This is a genomic window from Stenotrophomonas lacuserhaii, from assembly GCF_039674585.1.
GTDB classification, from domain to species: domain Bacteria; phylum Pseudomonadota; class Gammaproteobacteria; order Xanthomonadales; family Xanthomonadaceae; genus Stenotrophomonas; species Stenotrophomonas pennii_A.
In genome coordinates this window covers 55216-76254 of sequence record NZ_JBDJNU010000004.1, presented here as the reverse complement: position 1 = coordinate 76254, position 21039 = coordinate 55216, and the positions used below count along the sequence as shown (strand labels likewise).

Annotated in this window: 15 protein-coding genes; 5 read left to right on the top strand and 10 right to left on the bottom strand. The window is 67.3% G+C overall.

Annotated features, from left to right (window positions below):
* Nucleotides 1–68 precede the first annotated feature (68 nt).
* The 8 genes from kduD to ABE522_RS02685 all read right to left on the bottom strand — a co-directional run bounded on the left by kduD (nucleotide 69) and on the right by ABE522_RS02685 (nucleotide 8457).
* Nucleotides 69–824: a 2-dehydro-3-deoxy-D-gluconate 5-dehydrogenase KduD gene (gene kduD, locus ABE522_RS02720; protein ID WP_042612108.1), complete on the bottom strand. Its 756-nt coding sequence runs from the start codon at nucleotides 822–824 to the stop codon at nucleotides 69–71.
* Between the two features lie 84 nt (nucleotides 825–908).
* Nucleotides 909–1757, bottom strand: a complete 849-nt coding sequence (kduI, locus tag ABE522_RS02715; RefSeq protein ID WP_346590361.1) for a 5-dehydro-4-deoxy-D-glucuronate isomerase — start codon at nucleotides 1755–1757, stop codon at nucleotides 909–911.
* 166 nt (nucleotides 1758–1923) lie between these two features.
* The gene (locus tag ABE522_RS02710; protein ID WP_346590360.1) at nucleotides 1924–2982 is read right to left on the bottom strand and encodes a LacI family DNA-binding transcriptional regulator; all 1059 of its coding nucleotides are present in this window, start codon (nucleotides 2980–2982) and stop codon (nucleotides 1924–1926) included.
* 39 nt (nucleotides 2983–3021) lie between these two features.
* Entirely contained in the window at nucleotides 3022–4611 is a 1590-nt protein-coding gene (locus tag ABE522_RS02705; protein WP_346590359.1) for a family 43 glycosylhydrolase, read from the bottom strand.
* 142 nt (nucleotides 4612–4753) lie between these two features.
* Nucleotides 4754–6037, bottom strand: a complete 1284-nt coding sequence (locus ABE522_RS02700) for a TRAP transporter large permease (protein ID WP_346590358.1) — start codon at nucleotides 6035–6037, stop codon at nucleotides 4754–4756.
* A 2-nt stretch (nucleotides 6038–6039) separates the two neighbouring features.
* Nucleotides 6040–6585, bottom strand: coding sequence for a TRAP transporter small permease (locus tag ABE522_RS02695; RefSeq protein ID WP_191769161.1), 546 nt, complete (start codon nucleotides 6583–6585; stop codon nucleotides 6040–6042).
* An 11-nt stretch (nucleotides 6586–6596) separates the two neighbouring features.
* On the bottom strand, nucleotides 6597–7598 hold the full coding sequence (locus ABE522_RS02690) for a TRAP transporter substrate-binding protein (protein WP_346590357.1): 1002 nt from the start codon (nucleotides 7596–7598) through the stop codon (nucleotides 6597–6599).
* Nucleotides 7599–7635: 37 nt separating this feature from the next.
* Nucleotides 7636–8457, bottom strand: coding sequence for a 2-keto-4-pentenoate hydratase (locus ABE522_RS02685; protein WP_346590434.1), 822 nt, complete (start codon nucleotides 8455–8457; stop codon nucleotides 7636–7638).
* Between the two features lie 178 nt (nucleotides 8458–8635).
* Between ABE522_RS02685 and ABE522_RS02680 the strand changes: the two genes are divergently transcribed.
* From ABE522_RS02680 to ABE522_RS02660, 5 genes are all read left to right on the top strand, one after another.
* Nucleotides 8636–9640: an alpha/beta hydrolase gene (locus ABE522_RS02680; RefSeq protein ID WP_346590356.1), complete on the top strand. Its 1005-nt coding sequence runs from the start codon at nucleotides 8636–8638 to the stop codon at nucleotides 9638–9640.
* Nucleotides 9637–11262: a carboxylesterase/lipase family protein gene (locus ABE522_RS02675; protein ID WP_346590355.1), complete on the top strand. Its 1626-nt coding sequence runs from the start codon at nucleotides 9637–9639 to the stop codon at nucleotides 11260–11262. Before ABE522_RS02680 ends, ABE522_RS02675 begins: the two co-directional genes overlap by 4 nt.
* A gap of 82 nt (nucleotides 11263–11344) precedes the next feature.
* Nucleotides 11345–12190 carry a rhamnogalacturonan acetylesterase gene (locus ABE522_RS02670; RefSeq protein ID WP_346590433.1) on the top strand — a complete coding sequence of 282 codons (846 nt, stop codon included), beginning with the start codon at nucleotides 11345–11347 and terminating at the stop codon, nucleotides 12188–12190.
* A gap of 130 nt (nucleotides 12191–12320) precedes the next feature.
* Nucleotides 12321–12905 carry a cysteine dioxygenase family protein gene (locus ABE522_RS02665; protein ID WP_346590354.1) on the top strand — a complete coding sequence of 195 codons (585 nt, stop codon included), beginning with the start codon at nucleotides 12321–12323 and terminating at the stop codon, nucleotides 12903–12905.
* Nucleotides 12906–12996: 91 nt separating this feature from the next.
* Nucleotides 12997–13809, top strand: coding sequence for a hypothetical protein (locus tag ABE522_RS02660; RefSeq protein WP_346590353.1), 813 nt, complete (start codon nucleotides 12997–12999; stop codon nucleotides 13807–13809).
* 37 nt (nucleotides 13810–13846) lie between these two features.
* Here ABE522_RS02660 and ABE522_RS02655 read toward each other — a convergent pair whose 3' ends face one another.
* Together ABE522_RS02655 and ABE522_RS02650 are read right to left on the bottom strand one after the other, a co-directional pair.
* Entirely contained in the window at nucleotides 13847–17662 is a 3816-nt protein-coding gene (locus ABE522_RS02655) for a LamG domain-containing protein (protein ID WP_346590352.1), read from the bottom strand.
* A gap of 44 nt (nucleotides 17663–17706) precedes the next feature.
* Nucleotides 17707–20892: a TonB-dependent receptor gene (locus ABE522_RS02650; RefSeq protein WP_346590351.1), complete on the bottom strand. Its 3186-nt coding sequence runs from the start codon at nucleotides 20890–20892 to the stop codon at nucleotides 17707–17709.
* Nucleotides 20893–21039 lie beyond the last annotated feature (147 nt).

Here is a 21039-nt window from a genome sequence, read left to right as displayed (position 1 = left end):
AGCGCCGAGCCATGCTCGGCGGATTGCCGGAGTGACGACCAACGGTCGTCACCCACCGTTTTACCCGGTTACCGCGCCAGCCAGCCACCGTCGACCGGCAGTACCGCGCCGTTGACGTAGTCCGACGCCGACGAGGCCAGGAACACGGCAGCACCGGCCAGGTCTTCCGGGTTGCCCCAGCGTGCGGCGGGGATGCGTTCCAGGATCGACTTGTTGCGGTCTGCATCGGCACGCAGTGCCGCCGTGTTGTCGGTCGCCATGTAGCCCGGGGCGATCGCATTGACATTGATGCCCTTGCCGGCCCATTCGTTGGCCAGCAGGCGGGTGATGCCGGCGATGCCGCTCTTGCTGGCGGTATAGGACGGCACGCGCACGCCCCCCTGGAAGGACAGCATCGAGGCGATGTTGATGATCTTGCCGTGGCCCTGCGCGATGAAATGCCGACCGGCCGCCTGCGAGATGAAGAAGGCGGACTTGATGTTGACGTTCATCACGTCATCCCAGTCCTGCTCGGTGAAGTCGACCGCGTCGGCGCGACGGATCAGCCCGGCGTTGTTGACCAGGATGTCCAGCCCGCCCAGCCCTTCGATGGTTTCGCGCACCACGCGCTCGACCGGCTCGATGCTGATCAGGTTCGCTTCGATGGCCAGGCAGCGGCGGCCCAGCGCGGTGATCTTCGCCACGGTGTCGGTCGGCGGGGCGATGCCGGCCACGGCTACGTCGGCGCCCGCGGCAGCCAATGCCACGGCGATACCCTGCCCCAGGCCGGTGTTGCCACCGGTGACCAGCGCGACCTTGCCTTCCAGACTGAACGGATTAGCCATTGATGCATTCCTTGGTGGATACGTGCGCTGTGCGCACGATGGACGGACCGCCGCCGGCGCGGTTGCCGGCGGCGGAACTGAGGCTTACTTGAGCTGGCAGATGTCCAGCACGTGCATGTCGGTGTAATCCAGGTTCTCGCCACCCATCGCCCAGATGAAGGCGTAGTTGCTGGTGCCGGCGCCCATGTGGATCGACCACGGCGGCGACACCACCGCTTCGTTGTTCTGGATGACGATGTGGCGCTGCGCTTCCGGCTCGCCCATGAAGTGGTACACGCGATCGTTCTGGCCCAGGTCGAAGTAGAAATACACTTCGCTGCGGCGGTCGTGCAGGTGCGGCGGCATGGTGTTCCAGACGCTGCCCGGCTTCAGCACGGTCAGGCCCAGCAGCAGCTGCGAAGACTGGCAGGTGGCCGGCACGATGTACTGGTAGATGGTGCGCTCGTTGCTGGTTTCCAGCGCGCCACGGTCCAGTGCCACCGCGTCCTTGATCGACAGCGCCTTGGTCTCGAAGCGCGCATGCGCCGGGGTCGAGGCCAGGTAGAACTGCGCCGGGTTGGCGGCATCGTCCGAGGCGAACACCACGTCTTCGCTGCCCATGGCCACGTACAGACCGTCCTTCGGGCCCAGCTTGAAGGGGGTGCCATCAACGGTGATGGTGCCGCTGCCGCCGCCGACGTTGATCACGCCCAGCTCGCGACGCTCCAGAAACGCGTGGCCGGCGGCCGAAGCCGGTTCGGTCTGCTTGGGCAGCGAAACCGGGCCGTTGACCGGCGCCGCGCCACCGAGCACGAAGCGCTCGTAGTGGGTGTACTTCAGGGTCACCGCATCGGCGTTGAACAGCCCATCGAGCAGGTACAGGTCGCGCAGGTCGTCATTGCTGGCGCCCTTGATGGCATCGGGATGGGTGGCGTAATGGGTCTTGCAGTACATGGCTTCTCCAGAGCAGGGGACGGGCCGATGACTCGGCGCCGGCGCGGTGTGGCGGCCATTCTAACGGCCTTGGACACCGGTGTCATTTTGCACCGCACGATGGCCGGAGAAGCCCGGCAAGGCGTCACGACCAAGGTCGTGACCTACCGGATCAACCCCTCCGGGGTCAATCCTGCGGTGGCTGGCAGGAATCGCGCACGATCAGGTGCGGTCGCACGCTGGCGATCTGCATCGCCGGCTGGCCATCGGGCTGGATCAGCATCGCCGCGGCGGTGCGGCCGGTATCGCGCGTGTGCCGCCGCACCGACGTCAGCGACGGCCACAGGCGCGAGGCCAGCGGACTGTCGTCGTAGCCGATGATCGACAGTTCGCGCGGGATGTTGATACCGGCGCGCAGCGCGACCTTGTAGATGCCGGCGGCCATTTCATCGTTGCCGGTGAAGATGGCGGTCGGGCGCTTCTTGCCCAGCAGCAGCTTTTCCGCCGCCGCCACGCCGGATTCGAAGGTGTAGCCGGCTTCGACGATGCGGTCCTTGGGCAGCTCCATGCCGCGCTTGGCCAATGCTTCGATGAAGCCCGACGTGCGCTCGTGTGCTGAACGGTAGGCACTCGGGCCGGTCACCAGCGCGATGTCGCGGTGGCCGAGCGAGAGCAGGTAGTCGGCGGCCTCGGCGGCGCCATCGCGATCGTGGGTGACCACCATCTGCGAGGTTTCGTCCAGCGGCAGCGAGGCGATGCGGGTGAAGCGGCAGCCGATCTCTTCCAGGGCATCGGCCAGCGCCTGGTCTTCGGACGCGCGCGGCACCAGGATCACCCCGTGCAGCTTCTGCTGCTGCACGAAGCGGCACACACCCTCGATATAGCCGGGGCTGCGGCTGTCGCAGGGATGCACCACCAGTTCGAAACTCGAACCGCGCAGCGCATCCAGTGCGCCGTACTGCATGTCCACGATGTACTGCGCGGTCGGGTTGTCGTACACCATCCCGATCAGGAACGAGCGCCGGAAGGCCAGCCCGCGCGCCAGCGGGTCGGGCGTGTAACCGACCTCGCGCATCAGCGTTTCCACCTTCTCGCGCGTGTCCTTGCGCACCAGCGGGGAGTTGTTGATGATCCTTGAAACCGTTTTCTTCGACACCCCGGACAAGCGCGCGATGTCGTTGATCGTTGCCGCCTTGCCTTTCATCACTGCCGGCTTGGCGGCATCGTTGCTGTTGCGCACTGACATGTCTTCGACTCGAGGTGTCCGGGGATTCTAGCCGCGCGCTCAGTCGAGCGCGCGGTAGCGGAAGTTGCGGAAGGTGACCGCGCCGTCGCCGGCCGCGTACAGCGCCGGCTTCAGGGCCAGGAACTTGCCCGCCACATTGTGATGGTAACCGGACACTTCCATCTGAACCGGGTACTTCTCCCAGGTGCGGCCGTCGGTGCTGGAGTGGATGGTGACGATATGGCGGTTGTTGGTGACCCGCAGCCACAGCTTGCCGCCGGTGCTGCTGGGCGTCAGGCGGGTGGGGCGCTCTTCACCATAGCGGTGCATGATGAACTTCTCGCCGTTGCTGCCGACGCCCACGTACAGGCGGTCACTGTAGTACAGCAGGGCGCCGCCGACCGCGCCGGGGGCGACATCCATCTCGACCTCGAACTGGTACGCCTTGTCGCCGGCGATGGCGGTGAGCGGCGAGCTGTCGCGCGGCGTTTCACCCTTGCCCTGCAGCACCAGGCCGTTGCCGCTGAAGCCCAGCCGCTTGTATTCATCCTGTGCGGGATTGAAGAACGACCACTGCGGGCCGAGCTTGCTGCCGGTGAAGGGGTCCGACAGGGCCATGCCATGCTGTCCCACCGATTCGCCCGAGGGCTTGCGCAGCGGCTGGCCGAGGTCGCCGCCCTTGGCGACGTACCAGCCATCGGCGGTCCATTCGATCGGCTCCAGCAAGGCCTGCCGACCCAGCGTCCAGTACCCGTTTTCGTAGCCGTGGTAGATCATCCACCAGCGGTCGTCGGTGCCTTCCACCACCGTGGCATGTCCGCGCGACCACCACGGCTCGGCCGCCGACTGCGTGCGCATGATCGGATTGTTCGGGTCGTTCACCCACGGACCGTGGATGGAACGCGAACGGGCAACAATGACCATGTGCCCGGTCGGGGGACCGGCGGTACCGCCCACCGCGGTGGTCATGTAGTACCAGCCGTCGCGGAAGTTGATCTTCGGGCCTTCCTGCGCGTATGCCTCCACGTCCCAGCTTTCCGGGTACTTCCAGCCGTCGTAGACGTGCTTGGGGGTGCCGACCACGCTCAGGCCGTCGTCGGCCAGCTGCACGTAGTCACCGCCACTCAGGAACAGATAGCGCTTGCCGTCCTCGCCGACCGCGTGGCCCGGATCGATGTACTTCTCCAGGCCGATGTCGATCGGTTCGCTCCACGGCCCCTTGATGTCATCGGCCCACACCACGAAGTTGCTCCGCGTTTCACCGGTGCGCGCCGGGAAATAGATGTAGTAGCGACCTTCGTGCTTGATGATGTCCGGGGCCCAGATCGCACCGACATTCCGGGTGATCGCGTGGCCCAGCGGCTGCCAGTTGACCAGGTCGCCCGAATGCCACAACGGCAGGCCCGGATACGCGTCGAACGAGGACAGGGTCAGGTAGTAGTCATCGCCGTCCTTCAGTACCGACGGGTCCGGGCGGTCACCGGCGAACACCGGATTGAGGAACGTGCCATTGCCGAGGTCGGCCTGGCGCTGGTTCTCGATGCCGCGCTTCCAGTTCGTCGCGGCCACCGGTTCGGCAGCAGCCACGGCCGATGTGGCCAGCAGCAGGCCACCGGCCAGCAGGATCTTCAGGGTGTGCTTCAACTGCATCGTTTTCCCTCCCAGGAAACATGTGTAGGTGGCGACCCGCGGCCGCGGTGGGTGACGACCCGCGACTACGGTGGGTGACGACCGTTGGTCGTCACGCTTTCTTCGGTGGATGGCGACCATGGGCCGCCCCCCTCTCCCCACATCAGGCACGCAGCAGGTGCGGCAGCCACAGCGACAGGCCGGGGAAGAACGCCACGACCAGCAGCACGCCCAGCGCCACGAACCAGAACGGCCAGATGCTGCGCATGCTTTCGCCCACGCTGATCTTGCCGATGGCGGTGCCGATGAACAGCACCGATCCCACCGGCGGGGTCACCAGCCCGAGGCCGCCGGCCAGCACCAGCACCAGCCCGAAGTGGATCGGATCGATGCCGTAGGCCTTGGCCACCGGCAGGAAGATCGGCGTGCAGATCAGGATCATCGGCGCCAGGTCCATGAAGGTACCCAGCAGCAGCAGCATGATCACGATCATCAGCAGCACCATGAACTGGCTGTGCGCGAAGGACTGCAGGAAGTCCACCGCCGCGACCGGCACCTGCAGGAAGGCCAGCAGCCAGCCGAACACGGCGGCGGTGGCGATCACGAACAGGATCACCCCGGTGCTGCGCGCGGCATGGATGACCGTGCCGAAGAACTCGCGCCATGGCAGCTGGCGGTACAGCAGGGTGGTGACCAGCAGCGCATACACCACGGCGATGGCCGCACTTTCCACCGCGGTGAAGATACCCGCACGGATACCCACGAAGATCAGCGCCACCAGGCCCAGGCCGGGCAGGGCGGAGAAGATGCGCAGGGCCACCGCGCGCCAGCCCGGGAACACTTCCACGCCATAACCCCGGCGACGTGCCACCACGTAGCCGGTGACCATCAAGGACAGCGTCATCAGCAGCGCCGGCACGATGCCCGCCGCGAACAGGTCGGCGATCGACAACCCTCCGCCGGCAGCGGCCGAGAACAGGATCAGGTTGTGCGACGGCGGCACCAGCAGCGCCACCAGCGCAGCGGTGATGCTGACATTGACCGCGAAATCACGGTCATACCCGCGCTTGACCATCTGCGGGATCATCGTGCCGCCGACCGCCGACACATCGGCGATGGCCGAACCGGACACGCCGCCGAAGAACAGCGAGGACAGGATCGACACCTGGCCCAGGCCGCCGCGCATGCGCCCGACCAGCGAAGACGCCAGCGCGATCAGGCGTTCGGAGATGCCGCCGCGCATCATGATCTCACCGGCGAAGATGAACAGCGGGATCGCGATCAGCGACGCCGAGCCGGTACCCGCCGAGATCTGCTGCACCAGCACGATGCTGGGGATGTCCAGGTAGAGCAGGGTGGCCAGGGCGGCGGCCGCCAGCGCGTAGGCGACCGGCACGCCGATCACCAGCAGGCCGGCGAACACAAGGAAAAGCAGGGTAATGCCCATGTTCAACGATCTCCTTCAGCGTCTTCGTCGGCCACCACCGCGAGCGGGAAATGGACCCGCCAGGCACGGTTGAGCGCGAACAGCACCATCAGCGCACCGCCCACCGACAGCGGCAGGTAGTTGATGCTCTGCGGCAGGTTGGCACCGGCGGCCTTGATGTCCAGGCCGTCGCGCAGCAGCACCATCGCGAACACCGCCAGGTAGCCACCCAGCACGCCGATCACCAGCTGCACGAAGGTATCCACCGCACGGCGCAATCGCGGGCCCATGTAACCGGCCAGCAGGAAGAAGCCGAAGTGGCGGTTGGTGTAGACGCCGCAGGCCGCGCCCAGGCTCATCGCCGTGCTCAGCAGCAGCAGCGTCACCGGCTCGGTCCAGCTGGGCGAATCGTTGAGCACGTAGCGGGCGAATACCTGCCAACCCTGCACCACCACCAGCCCCAGCAGGGCGGCCACGGCGATGTAGATGGCGAAGTCGGCGATGCGGTCCAGCAGGCGCTGTCCTGCGCCGGGGGCGATCGGGGCGGTGCCCGTCGTCATGTCGGTCATGGCAGAGTTCCTCAGGCGAGATCGCGGATGCGGCTGACCATGGCGGCCAGCTCGGGCTGCTTCAGGTACGCCTGCAGCAGCGGCTCAGCGGCCTTGCGGAAGGCCGGCATGTCCACTTCGTTGGTCTTGATGCCGAAGTCGAGCACTGCCTTGCGCGCGGCATCTTCGGAAGCATCCCACTGTTCGCGCATGACCTTCACCGAGGCACGCGCGGTTTCCAGCAACAGCTGGCGATCGGCCGGCTGCAGCTGGTCGAAGCTGGCACGCGACATCAGCAGTACGTCCGGCGCATACGAATGATCGCTCTGCGACCAGTAGCGCGCAGCCTCGAAATGACGGCTGGAATGGAAGCTGCGCATGTTGTTTTCCGCGCCATCGATCATGTGCGTTTCCATCCCGGAGAACGTGTCGCCCAACGACATCGGGGTCGGGTTGGCACCGAACAGGCGCATCAGCTGGATGAAGATGTCCGACGATGCGACGCGCAGCTTCAGGCCGCGCAGGTCCTGCGGCGACACGATGGGATGCTTGGTGTTGTAGAAGCAGCGCGCACCGGAATCGTAGATCGCCAGGCCGACCAGGTCGCGGCTTTCGAAGCCGCGCAGCACCGCCTCGGCGACGCCGCTGTCCAGCGCGGCGCGCATGTGCGCGACCGAGTCGAACACGTATGGCAGGCACAGGGCCTGGGTCAGCGGAAAGGCGTTGTTGAGCGCGCCGGAGTACACCCGGGTGATGTCGATGGCGCCGAAGCGGGCCATGTCGATCGCTTCCGATTCGCGGCCCAGCTGCCCGGAGTGGTACTGGCGCAGGCGCAGGCGCCCACCGGTCTCGCGTTGCAGCGTATCGCCGATCCACTTGACCGCGGTCACCGTGGGATAGTCCGCCACATGCACATCGGTGGCGGTCAGCAGGTGGCCGCCAGCTGCGCTGTCGCCGGCCTTGCTGCAGCCGACCAGTGCCGGCGCGGCCAGCGCGCCGAGGCTGGTGGCGAGGAAATTTCTACGTGTGATCATCTGCGCCCTCCCGCGCGTGTTCACCGGGCCGCTGCGGTCATCCCGCAGCGACGGCCCGGCAGGCAATGTCTCCGAAACCGGCAAACCGCACCACTGCCGTCTGGCCTACGCGGATATCGTGGATACCGGTCGCATTGCCGGTGGCGATCAGCTCGCCGCGCTTGAGCGGACGGCCGCGTTTGGCCGAGCGGGACAGCGCGAAGGCGATCGCGGTGCGCAGGCCACCGGGCAGGCGGGTTGCACCGCCGGTGCCGACCACCTCGCCTTCGATCAGCGTTTCCGCGCGCAGTTCGCTGTCGTCGCGCCGGGTCCAGTCGGTGATCTCCGGTCCCAGCAGCAGGCCGTTGTTGTTGCCGAAGTCGGACACCACCACCAGCGGGCCCAGGATGTTGATCGTGGCCAGCGGGCTGCTGGCAACCTCCACGCCGATGTACAGGCGGGCCGGCAGCGCTTCAGCCTGCTCGGGCGTCCACTCCAGCTGGTCGGCCGGGGCATCTTCCAGCAGTTCGATCACATACTCGGCTTCGACCGCTGCGAAGCCGCCCTCGAAGACCGCGATGTCGAGCGGTGTTCCACCGGTAGCATCCTGCAGCCGATTATTGAAGATCGGGCCCAGCAGACGATCGTCTCCGGAGCTGTCGCGGCGTTCTTCGGCGATATAGCCGACTTTCCAACCGACCACCTCATGCTCCCACTGGCCGATTGCCAGGTCCTGCACGTGATAGGCGCTGACCAGGTCGGCGGGAATCTGGCCGGGGAAATCGGCCAGCGATGCGCCTGCACGGCGCGCGCCGGTGAAGGCGCTGGCGATGGCGATGGCAGGGTCGGCGGCGGCCGCCGGTGCGGTTGGCAGGTCCATGTTGCCGGGTTCGTTGCTCAAGGAGGTTCTCCCATTGGCGTTGTTGCGCTGCGCATCGACAGCGTTCGGATGACGTGTATATGGTAAACCGGTGTCATCTGGCAATGTGCAGTGCGTCAGAAGGCACGTGGGGAGTGGCCGACCGCCACCTGTCTTTTCGCCCGGAGCCTTGCGCCACATGAGATCGCCGCTTTTTCTGCTGTTCTGTTCACTGTCCATCGGCGCCGCGCCGGCGGTTGCCGCCGCTGCGCCGCAGCGCGCACCGCCGGCAGCCGTTGCGGGTGCCGAAGAAGCCGCCGGCGAGCGCATCGCGTTGTGGCCGGCGGGCCACGTTCCCGGCGAGTCCGGGCCGCCGCGCGCGCTGCACGTGGTGGAGCGCAGCGCCGATCCTCATCGGCCTGACCGCTATGTCGACCAGATCGATGCGCCCTGGTTGGTGGTGCACGCCCCGGCGCGGCCGAATGGCAAGGCGCTGCTGGTGATTCCCGGCGGCGGCTACCAGCGGGTGGTGATCGACAAGGAAGGCACCGAACTGGTCCCGCAGTGGGTCGGGCGCGCCGGCTATACCCTGTTCGTGCTGCGTTACCGGTTGCCCGGGACCGGGCGTGACCCGCAGGCGGCGCTCGCCGATGCGCAGCGCGCGATGCGCCAGGTGCGTGCCGGCGCAGCCGCACGTGGGCTGGACGCCGAAGACATCGCGGTGATGGGGTTTTCCGCCGGTGGGCATGTGGCCGCGCGCCTGGCGGTCGGCTTCGATAGCCCCGTGTATCCGCCGGCCGATGCGGCCGACCGGCTCAGCGCGCGGCCGTCCCGCGCGGTGCTGGTGTACCCGGTGATCGACATGGGGTCGCAGGCCCACGGTGGCTCGCGCCAGCGGCTGATAGGCGAACCGGCGGACGCAGACCTGGTCCGCTGGTACTCGATGCAGGAACAGGTCCGCGCGGACATGCCACCGACCCTGCTTCTGCACGCGGCGGATGACCGCGTCGTCAGCGTCGACAACAGCCTGCTGATGGCGCGTGCGCTGGCCGCGGCGGGCGTGGAACACGAACTCCACGTGTTCGCCCGCGGTGGCCACGGCTTCGGCATGCGCGCCGCCGCGGATTCGACCACGGCCCTGTGGCCGGAGATCGCGCAGCACTGGCTGCGCGCCCAGACCCAGACCCCGGAGGGTCATCCATGAACGACGATCACGCCGACCTGCAACGCCGCCGCGTCCTGCGCGACGGGGCACGCTGGGCCTTCGCTGCCGCCGCCACCTCCCTGCTGCCGACCGCACTGGCCCAGCCTGGCCTGCACGCCGACCAGCAGGTACTGGCGCGGGTGCGCGGGGGGCGCGTGCGCGGCCAGCGCGAACACGGCACCTGCGTGTTCCGCGGGCTTCGCTACGGCGCCGACACCGCCGCCTACCGCTTCCAGCCACCGCGCCGGGAAACACCGTGGCGCGGTATCGCCGATGCACTGGACTATGGGGCGGCCGCGCCGCAGGGCGGTGGCGAGGGACCGGGCAGCGAGGACTGCCTGTTCCTCAATGTCTGGACGCCGGCGCTTGGCGACGGCGGCAAGCGGCCGATCCTGTTCTACATCCATGGCGGCGGCTTCAACAACGGCTCCGGCAGTGACCCGCTGTACGACGGCGGCGCGCTGTGCCGGCGCGGCGACGTGGTGGTGGTGACGGTCAACCATCGCCTCAACCTGTTCGGCTACCTGTACCTGGGTGCACTCGGTGACCCGCGCATGGCCGCGTCGGGCAATGTCGGCCAGCTCGACCTGGTGCAGGCCCTGCAATGGGTGCGCGAGCATGCTGCCGTATTCGGTGGCGATGCGGGCAACATCACCGTGTTCGGCCAGTCCGGCGGCGGCGCGAAGATCGCCACGTTGATGGCCATGCCCGCTGCCAAGGGCCTGTTCCAGCGCGCGTGGACGATGAGCGGCCAGCAGGTCACCGCCGCCGGCCCGCGCGCCGCCGCGCAGCGTACCGCCATCGCCATGGACGCAGCCGGCGCGAAGGACGTCCAAGCGCTGCTGCGGCTGTCCCCGGCCGCGCTGCTGGCCGCCGGCAAGGCACGCGATCCGTCGCGGATCGAGACCAGCGGGCTGTATGTGGGGCCGGTGCTGGATGACGTGGTGCTACCGGTGCATCCGTTCTTCCCCGAAGCGCCGGCGCAGTCCGCGCACATCCCGATGGTGATCGGCAACACGCGCGATGAAACCCGTGCGTTCCTCGGCAACGATCCGGCCAACCACGAACTCACCTGGGACACCCTGCCGGCGAAGCTGGAACGCGAGCAGTACGTCGACCTGCGCCCGCAGCGGGTGATCGACGCGTACCGCCGGATGTATCCGGACTACACGCCGTCGCAGGTGTTCTTCGCCGCCACCACCGCCGGACGCTCCTGGCGCGGGGCGGTGGAAGAGCTGGAAGCACGCGCGCGCCAGCCCGCCGGTGCGGCGCCCACCTGGGCCTACCAGCTGGACTGGGGTTCGCCGGTGGACGGCGGCAGGCTCGGCGCCTTCCACACGCTGGATATCCCGCTGGTGTTCGACAACACCGCCCAAGTCGGGGCGCGCAGTGGCGATGGTCCAGAGGCACGCGCACTGGCGGCCACCATGAGCAGCGCACTGCTGCAGTTCGCCCGCCATGGCGACCCCAACCACGCCGGCCTGGCGCACTGGGAAGCGTACGGCCTGCCGCGCCGGCAGACGCTGCTGTTCGATGTGCGCAGCACGCTGGCTGACGACCCGCGTGGCGGTGAGCGTGAGCTGTATCGGCAGGCACCGTTCCTGCAGCGCGGTACGTTCTGAGTCCTGTCCAAAGGAGCTGTTGATGACCCGTATTCCCTCCAGGCATCCCGCCGGGCATGGCCCGGCGCTACCTGCCCCGATCATGCCGCGCTTGCTGCTGCTGCTCTCCTGCTGCATTGCGCTGCCGGCGTCGGCCGACGTGCCCGCCGACCGGCCGGCGCCAACGCCGATCCGCGCCAGCAAGGTCATCCTGGTCGGTGACTCCACCACGGCCGTGCAGGGCGGCTGGGGACCGCGCTTCTGTGCGGACCACCTGGTGTCCTTCGCGGCCTGCACGAATCTGGCGCGCGGCGGACGCAGCACCTACAACTACCGCGCCGAAGGCTCTTGGGCGCTGGTGGAAGCGGAGCTGCGCACCCCGGGCTATGCGACCACCTGGGTAGTGATCCAGTTCGGGCACAACGACCAGCCGGGCAAGCCCGGGCGTTCCACCGACCTGCAGCGTGACTTCCCCGACAACCTGCGTCGTTACGTTGCCGACGTCCGCGCGGGCGGCGCGGTGCCGGTGCTGGTCACGCCGTTGACCCGGCGCCAGTTCGCCGATGGCACGCTGATCGACGACCTCGGCCCCTGGGCAGAGGCCGTGCGCACGGTGGCAGCCGAACTGGACGTGCCGCTGGTCGACCTGCACGCCCGCAGCCGCCGGCTGGTGCAGGCGATGGGCCCGGTGCTGGCGATGCAGCTGGCCCAGGCGCCTGCGTCGCAGCAGCAGGTCGCCGCCGCACTGACCGGCACCACCGTCGATGCGGCCCCTTCCAGCGCGGCCGGCCGCGCGGCGCAGCACGCGCTGCTGGAACCGATGGGCCAGGCCAAGCGGGCCTTCGACTACACCCATCTGGGCGACAAGGGCGCGGATGTGTTCGCCACGATCATGGCCGAAGAGCTTGCGCGCGCCGTTCCCGCGATGCGCCCCTTGCTGCTGCCATGACGTATTCAGCTCATTGCCCCCGGGGTTGCCCACCGCTCTGCTGCACCGCATACGCACGGAAACAGGCACTCTCGTCTGCTGTTGACACCGTGCAGACGTTCCGCGGACGTCACTCGCCTAGACTGCAGGCATGGATCTGCACTTCACCCCACCGGCCTTCCGCGGGAAAGACCGACTGATCGCGGCGCTGGATGCGGCGGTCGGGCAGGGCGATGCCGGAGTGATCACCCGCGCGCTGCAGCACACGCTGCGGCAGGCGATCCATGATCCGGAGATCGAACTGCCTTCCTGCGTCCACCAGCCGCTGCAGGGCCGCTACGCACGTCGCGAGCTGCACCGCAGCACGACGCTGGGCTACAGCGTGATCGCGATGTGCTGGGGTCCGGGGCAGGGAACACCGCTGCATGACCACGATGCCATGTGGTGCGTGGAAGGGGTCTGGCGAGGCGACCTGCGGGTCACCCCGTATGCGCTGCTGGAACAGCGAGGCCCGCGCTGGCGCTTTGCCGCGCAGCCGGTGCTGTACGGTGAAACAGGCAGTGCCGGCAGCCTGATCCCTCCGCACGAATACCACACGCTGCGAAACGCCAGCAGCGAGGACATCGCGGTCTCGCTGCATGTCTACCAGGGACCGATGGAGCGCAGCACGGTGTTCGATCCGCTCGGCGATGGCTGGTACCAGCCGCGCGTGCAGGAACTGGACCGCGACGGCTGAGGTGCCCATCCGTTGATCGATTTCTGCAACCTCCCGCCGCGTTGCGGTCTGTAGGATTTTTTGCAGGCACACGAAGGGAGTGAGACCGATCATGGATATCGCGCATTGCACACTGGACGGGCACGATTACACCGCCGTCCGGTTCCAGCAGCTGCCGCCCGCCGACCTGGAAGCGAAACGACGCAACCTGATCTGCGTGACCTGCAGGCAGCAGGCGTTCTTCCGCAAGAAGGCCGCCAGTGGTCGCGCCGCCTGCTTCGGTGCGCGCCCCCACGGGAATGGCTGCGCCCTGGCCGCCGAAGACCACCTGCGCGCGGACGGTGGAATCGGTCCGGACGAAGCGATCACCCGCAACACCGACGTGCTGGTGGTGGATCTCAACTTCGGTGCCGTGCAAGGCGCGCCGCACCTGCAGGACGATGGCCAGGCGGATCCGGGCCGGCGCGGCGGCCGGCACCTGCACGCTGACGGCCAACGCACGGCCCGTACCCACCGCAGGTTGAGCACCTTGCTGAAACACCTGCGCAGCTCAGCGGCGTTCGGCGCCTCTGACCAGGCCATCGAGATCGGCGGGATCGACGGCCGCACCCTGCGCGATTTCTTCGTCGAATTCTCGGCCCTGCAGCCCCACCACTTCGATCGGCTGGCAGGCTGCTGGGGCCTGGTTACGGACGCGAAAGAACGCGACGGTACCGTCTGGCTGAACTCCGGCGGGCGCGGCGACATCAGCGTTGGGATCCCGGGCACGATCTGGACGGAGTTCAAGCGCCGTTTCCGCGTTGACGATCCGGAAGACCTCGCGGGGGCTTATATCCTCGCGGTCGGCACGCCGTCGCGCTCGCAGTACGGGAAGCAGTTCCTGATCGTCGACGATATCGAGTTCATCACCGCAAGCCTTGCCTGATCAGCGCAGGGATGACGGCCAGCGGCCGTCACTCCCCTCACGGCAGCACCACGCTGTTGTTGAGGCGGGTGACTTCTTCCCCACCATCGGCCAACCCCACGCGCACGCGCAGTCCGCTGCGCCCACCGGCCGGCAGCGGCAGGCTGACCGTGGTGGTCTTCGGCTGCAGGTCGAGCGGCGCCTGCATGGCCGGGATCTCGATCCGGGCGATCTCGCGGCCGCGCGCATCTTCCAGCACCGCCTCGCCCACGCCGGTGGCCACGTGGCCCAGGCTGTGCACGGTGACATGCACCTGGCGGCCATCCACCCGCACGTCGCCGCGGCCTACGCCCAGGTCGGCACGCTGCTCCACGGGGGTACCGGCGCGCACCCGTTCGAACTCGAACACTTCAGTGCGGCCCGGCTGGAACTGCAGCGCCGTGCTTGCACTGCTTTCAAGCACGAACGCGCGCTCGCGCGGCGTGCCATCGATGCGCCCGTCACCATCGGCGTCCACGCCACTGCGCAGCCGCCAGGTGCCGCTGGCCACGTTCCAGCCGGTCATGTCGGCATGGATCACCCGTTTGCCCAGGTTATGGCTGGTCACGGTGAAGCGCTCGCGCGACGGCGCATGCACCAGCAGTGCCACCTGTTCGGCCGCTTCATCGCGGTCGAAGCGCCAGCTCACCGTGTGCCCCGGCCAGCTCTGGTTGCGCTTCAGCGCGATGCCGCCCAATCGCGCGCGTTGCAGGAATTCGCTCGGCGCTTCCACCCGGTCCGACCACCAGTGGCCTTCGGTGTTCATGTACTCGCGTTGCGCCTTGGCCTGGATGCCATCGGCGTGCAGGGCCTCGATGTACGCGGTATCGCCGCTGGCCTGCCAGGCCATCAGGCTGGCGAAGCCGGTCTTGCCATCCTTCGCATCGGCGGTCAGTTTCGGGTACCAGTCCTGCTGGCGGCCCAGTACCTCGACGTAGTTTTCGCCCAGGTTGGACAGCGCGCCAGGACCACCGCGCTCCACCCGGTAGTCCAGCGCCTTCAGGTATTTGTCATCGCCGGTCCAGCGCCATGCGGCCCAGAAGGTGTGCATGATGTCGCCGCTGCCGGAGCCGTTGTTGAGCTCGCCACCGCGGGTTTCGCCGGTGGCCCAGTTGATCTCGTTCGGCAGAGCCCAGCGTCCCTTGTCATCGGTATAGGCGTGCGCCAGGTAGCCATCGGCCAGGCCGGTGACCAGCCGGCGGCTGTTCGGATCGGCATTGAACTGGCCGAGCAGGAACGCCGGGTGCAGCACCGGGAACGAATACGGCTTCTGCCACTGCCAGTTCGGTTCGCGGTAGACCTTGTTGCCACCGAACCAGTTGCTGGAGAACAGCAGGTGGCCCTGCGGGTTGGGCAGGATGATCTTTTCCTCGAACGCCTTGACCGTTTCCATCAGGCGCTCCACGGTCAGCGGATCGCCCCAGTTGAGGTACAACATGGCGCTGTTGGTGTTGATGCCTTCTTCGTAGGCATGCAGTTCATCGGTCTCGATCGTGCTCAGGCCGTTGCTGAACATGCCGTTGCGGTACACCGCGTCGGACAGCGCGGTCAGCGAGGCATTCAGGCGGTCCGGCTGCACGCCCATCAGGGCCAGCCCGGGCCACTGCTGGGTGAGGTCGGAATCATCGGAAATACCGCCGCCGAAATCGCCATAGGCGACCTGCCGGTGGTCGATCCACCAGTCGATGAAGCGGCGCACATGGGCAAGGTCCTGCACCTGGTTGAAGGCCCACGCCGGCACGCCCTTGGGCACGGCCGGCGCGGTGAACGGCGGTTTGCCCTGGCTGTTGTAGCTGATGTAATTCCAGTACAGGCGGCCCAGCTCATGGTCCGGATCCACCCGCAGCAGGTCGCTGAGGTCGGCGTACACGCGCGCATACAGGCGCTGGCGCTTGGACGTGGTGTGCTCTTCGACCAGGAAGCCCCAGTTGTCGCGTACCTGGTTGAAGCGGTCGGCAACGTGCTCGGCGATGGCCTCCTGGCGCGGCTTGAACACCATGCGGATTTCGGCGCCGTCGAGCGCGCCCGCATCGAAGCCCGGCGCGGCCGAGGCGATGCTCAGCCACAGGCTGTCGGCGGTGAGGATGCGGTCGCGCAGGTCCAGCCACAGCGTGCGCGGCTTGCCCGGCTGCACCGACACCGACACATCGATCATGTCGCGGGCCGGCCAGATCGGATCCTTGATGCGGATATTGAGCGGAATCAGCCCGTCGTGCGTGGCCGGCAGGTCCAGCGCGGGCAGGTCGATGGCCACCCCGTCCAGGCCGTCGTGCATGTTTTCCCAACTGTGCGCCCAGCTGCGGATCAGCGGCTGGTTGGCCGGTGCATCGCCCACGCCGGAAGGAACCAGCACGTGCACGATCGGTCGCGGTTGCGCGGGCAGGCTGTCGGTGCCGCGACGGCGCGAACCGGCGCCCTTGGGCAGGGCCATCACCGTGCTGCGTTCGGCCGCCGGGTAGCGCCCCTCGATGTAATGGCGAAGGCTGTCCAGGTTGGTGTAGTCCGGCAGCGCCTGACTGTCCACCCGGTAGGTCTGCTTGACGCTGCCTTCGGGCTCGGCGCCGGTGTCCACGTGGTACGCCCAGATCTCCTGGATCGGCGTTTCCTGTTCCACGTTGGAAAAGCGCAGCACGCCGCCCTGCTGCGCCGGAATGTCATCCACGCTGCGCACCACGCCGCGCGGGCGCTGCATCAGCACCGTGCTGGCATTGGCTGCATCACTGCCATGGGCGAGCGAACCGGACGCCGCGCCACGCACTTCGATGCGGTTGACCGTTTCCCCTGCCGGCAGGGTCAGGTCCAGGTGCTGGCCGCCCTCCACGTAGGTATTCCAGTCCGGCAGCTGGAAATAATCGTTGCGGCCGGGCAGGCGCGAGCGGTTGTAGACGCCCGGCCAGGTGGTCTCGGCGATGCCGTCGGTGGCCTTCCACATCCACTGCTTGAGGTCCTTGGTATCGGCGAACTCCACCTTGCGGATGCGCGTGCCCTCGGCGGCCAGTGCGGGCGGGGCCGCGCCTTCCCAGCCGAAACGATGCCGCCACGCGCGGTCATCGGCAGCGGCGGCAACCGCGCTGGCCGCTGTCTTGCCCTGTGCCAGCGCGGCCACGGCAGGACCGTCCAGCAGCTGGTCGTAGACGCGGATGTGCTGGAAATCACTGCCCCGCAGGAAGTTGTAACGGCTCTGCACCTGGTAGGGCGCCATCACCCGTCCGGCCAGCCCAAGCTGGTCCAGCGCGGCATCGTAATCGGCGGTGGCCTCGGCCCGCGCGACCTCCTTGCCGTCCACGAACAGACGCACGCCGTGGTCTTCGTCCCAGCCGAACGCCAAGTGCAGCCACTGCTCGGCACGCGGTGCCTGCGGCATCTTGAACGACACGCGGGTGCGCGCCAGGTTGGCGTCGGTGACGAACGCATCGAAGCCGTGCCCGTTCCAGTCGATGCGCAGCCACGCCATGTCCCAGCTGCTGTGGTCGGCATAGCCGACGCGGAAGATCACGAACGGCGCTTCGCCCACGGCGTAGCGCGGCCGCCAGTCGAAGGCCAGCGTGCCGCGCTGGGCCAGGATGTTGCCCGGTGCATCCCAGGACAGCACGCCGTCGTCCTGCCATTGGATCGCCTTGCCGCGTGCGCCGTCGTCGACCACCGCCACCTTGTCGCGGAAGTTCGGTATCGCTTCACCGTGCGCCACGTCCGCCTGCAGGCCGCGGTTGGCATCGACATGGAACAGCAGCGTTGGCGGGGCGGCGGCGAACACCGGCGCAGCGAACAGTGCAGTGGCCAGTGCCAGCAGGTGGCGACGGGGCAGGCGGGCGACGGCATCGGAGCGGTGTGGCATGGAACCTTCCTTTCAACAGCGGGCGACGACAGGGCGGTGCAGGGTCAGAACTTGTAGCGCAGGCCGACGTAGTACTGGCGGCCGGTCTGGGTGTAACGGTCGGGCAGGGACAGCGCGGAATCCACGTAGCGCTCGTCGGCGGTATCCAGCAGGTTGATCGCCTCGAAACTGACGGTCAGCTGCTTGTTGAGCTTCCAGGACATGTTGAAATCCACGTTCTCCACGCTGTACTTGCCGGTGACATCGGCGGTGGCAAGCAGGTTGCCATCCAGGTCCCAGACGTTTTCCTGCGCCAGGATCTGGTTGATGTACGCGTCGCGGTAGCTGGTGGAAACGCGGGCGCTGAAGCGGCCGTCGTCGTAGTACAGCGTTGCGTTGTACGAGTTCGGCGACAGGTTCAGCAGGTCGTTTTCGGTGTAGGTGGTGACGATGGTGTTGCCACTGCCGGAACTGAACAGGTACTGGATCTTCGAGTCCACGTGGGTGTAGTTGAGCTGGATGCCGAAGTTCTTCCAGAACCCGGGCAGGAAGCTGAAGGGCTGCTGGTAGGTCAGCTCGTAGCCCTTCAAAGGACCGCCGGGAGTATTGAAGTAGCTCTGCACGTTGAACAGCGTGCTGGGGCTGAAGCCGGCCGGCAGCAGGTCCAGCGAATAGCCCATGTCGCCCCAGGTGGTCAGCAGGCGGGTGCGCTGCACGTAGGTCTCGATGTCCTTGTAGAACACCGCCGCCGACAACAGCGCACCCTCCTTGAAGTACCACTCCGCGCTCAGGTCATAGTTGGTGGAGCGGAACGGATCCAGCTTCGGGTTGCCCAGGTTGATGGAGTAGTAACGGTCTTCATCCAGGAAAGCGGACGGTCCGCCGCTGACGCTCGGCGACAGGTTGGACAGGGTGGGGCGGGCCATGGTCTTGGCCGCGCCGAAGCGCAGCACCACGCTGTCGGTGACGTCCCAGGCGACGTTCAGCGAAGGCAGCCAATCGTCGTACTGGTGACCCACGCGGGTGCCCACCAGCAGCCGTTCACCGGCATCGGCGGTGGCGCTGGCCACGCCCAGGAACGGCCGGCAGGCGGCGGAGAGGTCGCCGGCGCTGGCGGCCTGGCAGGGCGCGTAGCCGTCGGCGGTGATCTGCGTCTGTACGTAGCGCAGGCCGATGTTGCCGCGGAACGGGCGGTCCCACAGCTCGGTGTTGAAGTCCAGCTGCAGGTAGCTGGCGTAGCTCTTTTCGTTGACGTCGAAGTTGTTGTTCGACGAACCGAAGTGGCCCACGCCGGCCAGCCGGTAGTCGCCGCCCAGGCTGCCGGTATCGCAGTTGCAGTAGATGTCCAGCAGTTCGGCGACGCGCTTGAAGTCGGGGATCAGCCAGCTCGACGGGGTGGCGGTGTCCAGGCCCTTGCCGAAGCCGTCCAGGGTACTGGCGAGGTCGCCGATGCCGGTGCCGCCGGGCAATGCCTGGGCCAGCCGCCCGTAGCTGATGTTGCGGTACTCCTGCGTGCTCATGTCGTAGTCCTTGTAGGCAAGGCCACCACGCAGGGTGAAGGTCGGCGAGATGTTGAACGTCAGGTCGACCTTGGCGGTGTCGAACTGGTTGTCGACATAGTTCGGGTTCAATCGCACTTCACTGATGTTGCTGCCGCGGGCGGTGCCGTTGGCGTTCACCGGTGCGGTGCCATAGCCCAGCCACTGCCAGGCGTTGGGGTCGTTCAAGGCGAACGGGAAGCGCATCGTCGGCAGGCTGGCGTTGCCGCGCGCATCGAACACGAAGCCGTCCAGGTTGCTGTTGTCGAAGCTGACCATCGAAAACACCGGGCGCTCGAAGCTGGACGCGGAATGGCCGACCAGCGCGTCCAGGCGCACCGCATCGTTGAACCGGTGTTCGAATTCCAGGCTGACCTGCTTGAACTCGGTGCTCTCTTCGATCGACGTGGATTCGGTACGGAAGTCGACGTTGTCGAACACGCCGTAGACCAGCCGGTTGCGGTCATCGACCTGCGCGTCGCGGACCACGATCTGGGTCTTGCCACCGTACTGTGCGGTGCGATGCAGGTTGGCGCCGAGCGAGTCCTCGCGCTGGTCCTTGTCCAGCTTCGAATACATCATGTCCAGGTTGAGCAGGCTGTCGTCGCTGAACTTGAACTGCAGCGCACCGGTCACGCCCAGCCGTTCGATGTCATGTTCGGTGCGGATGTAGCGCGGGTAGCGCGGGATCCATGCATTCGTCGCGGTTTCGTAGGCGGCGATGTTCTCCGGCGTGGCCGCCGGGCGGTCCAGCCCGGTGCCGCAGTGGGTGGCATCGATGCCGTAGCTGCCCCAGCCGTTGCTGCGTGCCTGGTTGGCCGCGCTGCCGACGCCGGCGGCGGTTTCATTGGCCAGCGGGTTGCGCGGCGTCTGCGGGTCGTAGCCGACCGGGCTGCAGAAGCCGTAGGTGCCGTTGTTGTTGGCCGTGGCCTGGTTTGAATTGCGGTGGTTGCCGTGCTCCCAGCGCACCGGGTTGTAGCCTTCTTCGAAGATCGTGCGGCGGCTGTAGGCCACCGACATCAGGGCACCGAAGCGGCCATCGGCCCAGGTGTTGCTGAGCAGCGCCGAGACGCGCGGATCCTTGCTGCGTGACAGTTCATTGAAGCCGTACTGGCCGTTGAGCGAGGCCTGGAAACCTTCGAAATCAAACGGGCGCGACGCGCGCAGGTCGACCGTGGCGCCGAGCGAGCCTTCGTCGGTCTGCGCCGACTGGGTCTTGCTGACCTTGACCCGGCTGAACAGTTCGGAGGCGAACGTATTGAAGTCGAAGCCGCGGCTGCGGTTGACCCCGGTGGTGCCGCTGCCGGCGGTGGACAGGGCTTCCAGCCCGTTGATGCGCACGCGGGTGAAGTCCGAGCCCAGGCCGCGCACCGATATCTGCTGGCCCTCGCCACCTTCGCGGTCGATGGAGACACCGGCGATGCGCTGCATCGACTCGGCCAGGTTGAGGTCGGGGAATTTGCCGATGTCTTCGGCGTAGATGGCATCGACCTGTTCGATGCTGTAGCGCTTCTCGTCCAGCGACTGCTGCAGGCTCTCGCGGTAGGTCGCCTTGACCTCCACCTTGTCCAGGTCGACTGCGGCAGGGCCGCTGGCGGCCGCTTCCGGCGTCTGCTGCGCGGTGGCGGTGCTGGCCAGTGCGAGGCCGATCGACAGCGCCAGCAGGCTGAGCGGCGCAGGGCCGGCACGGTGGCGTGGGTATGACAGATCCATGTTGTATGCCCCTCCCAGGGTGTCCTCGAAACGTGCGTGTTCACTGCAGGCGATGCACCGGCTTCCACCGGTCCACTGCCTCGGCGCAACGTCTTGCTGACACCGCAGGTCACCGGAACGTAGCAAAGCCGACCACGGCGCAGCATC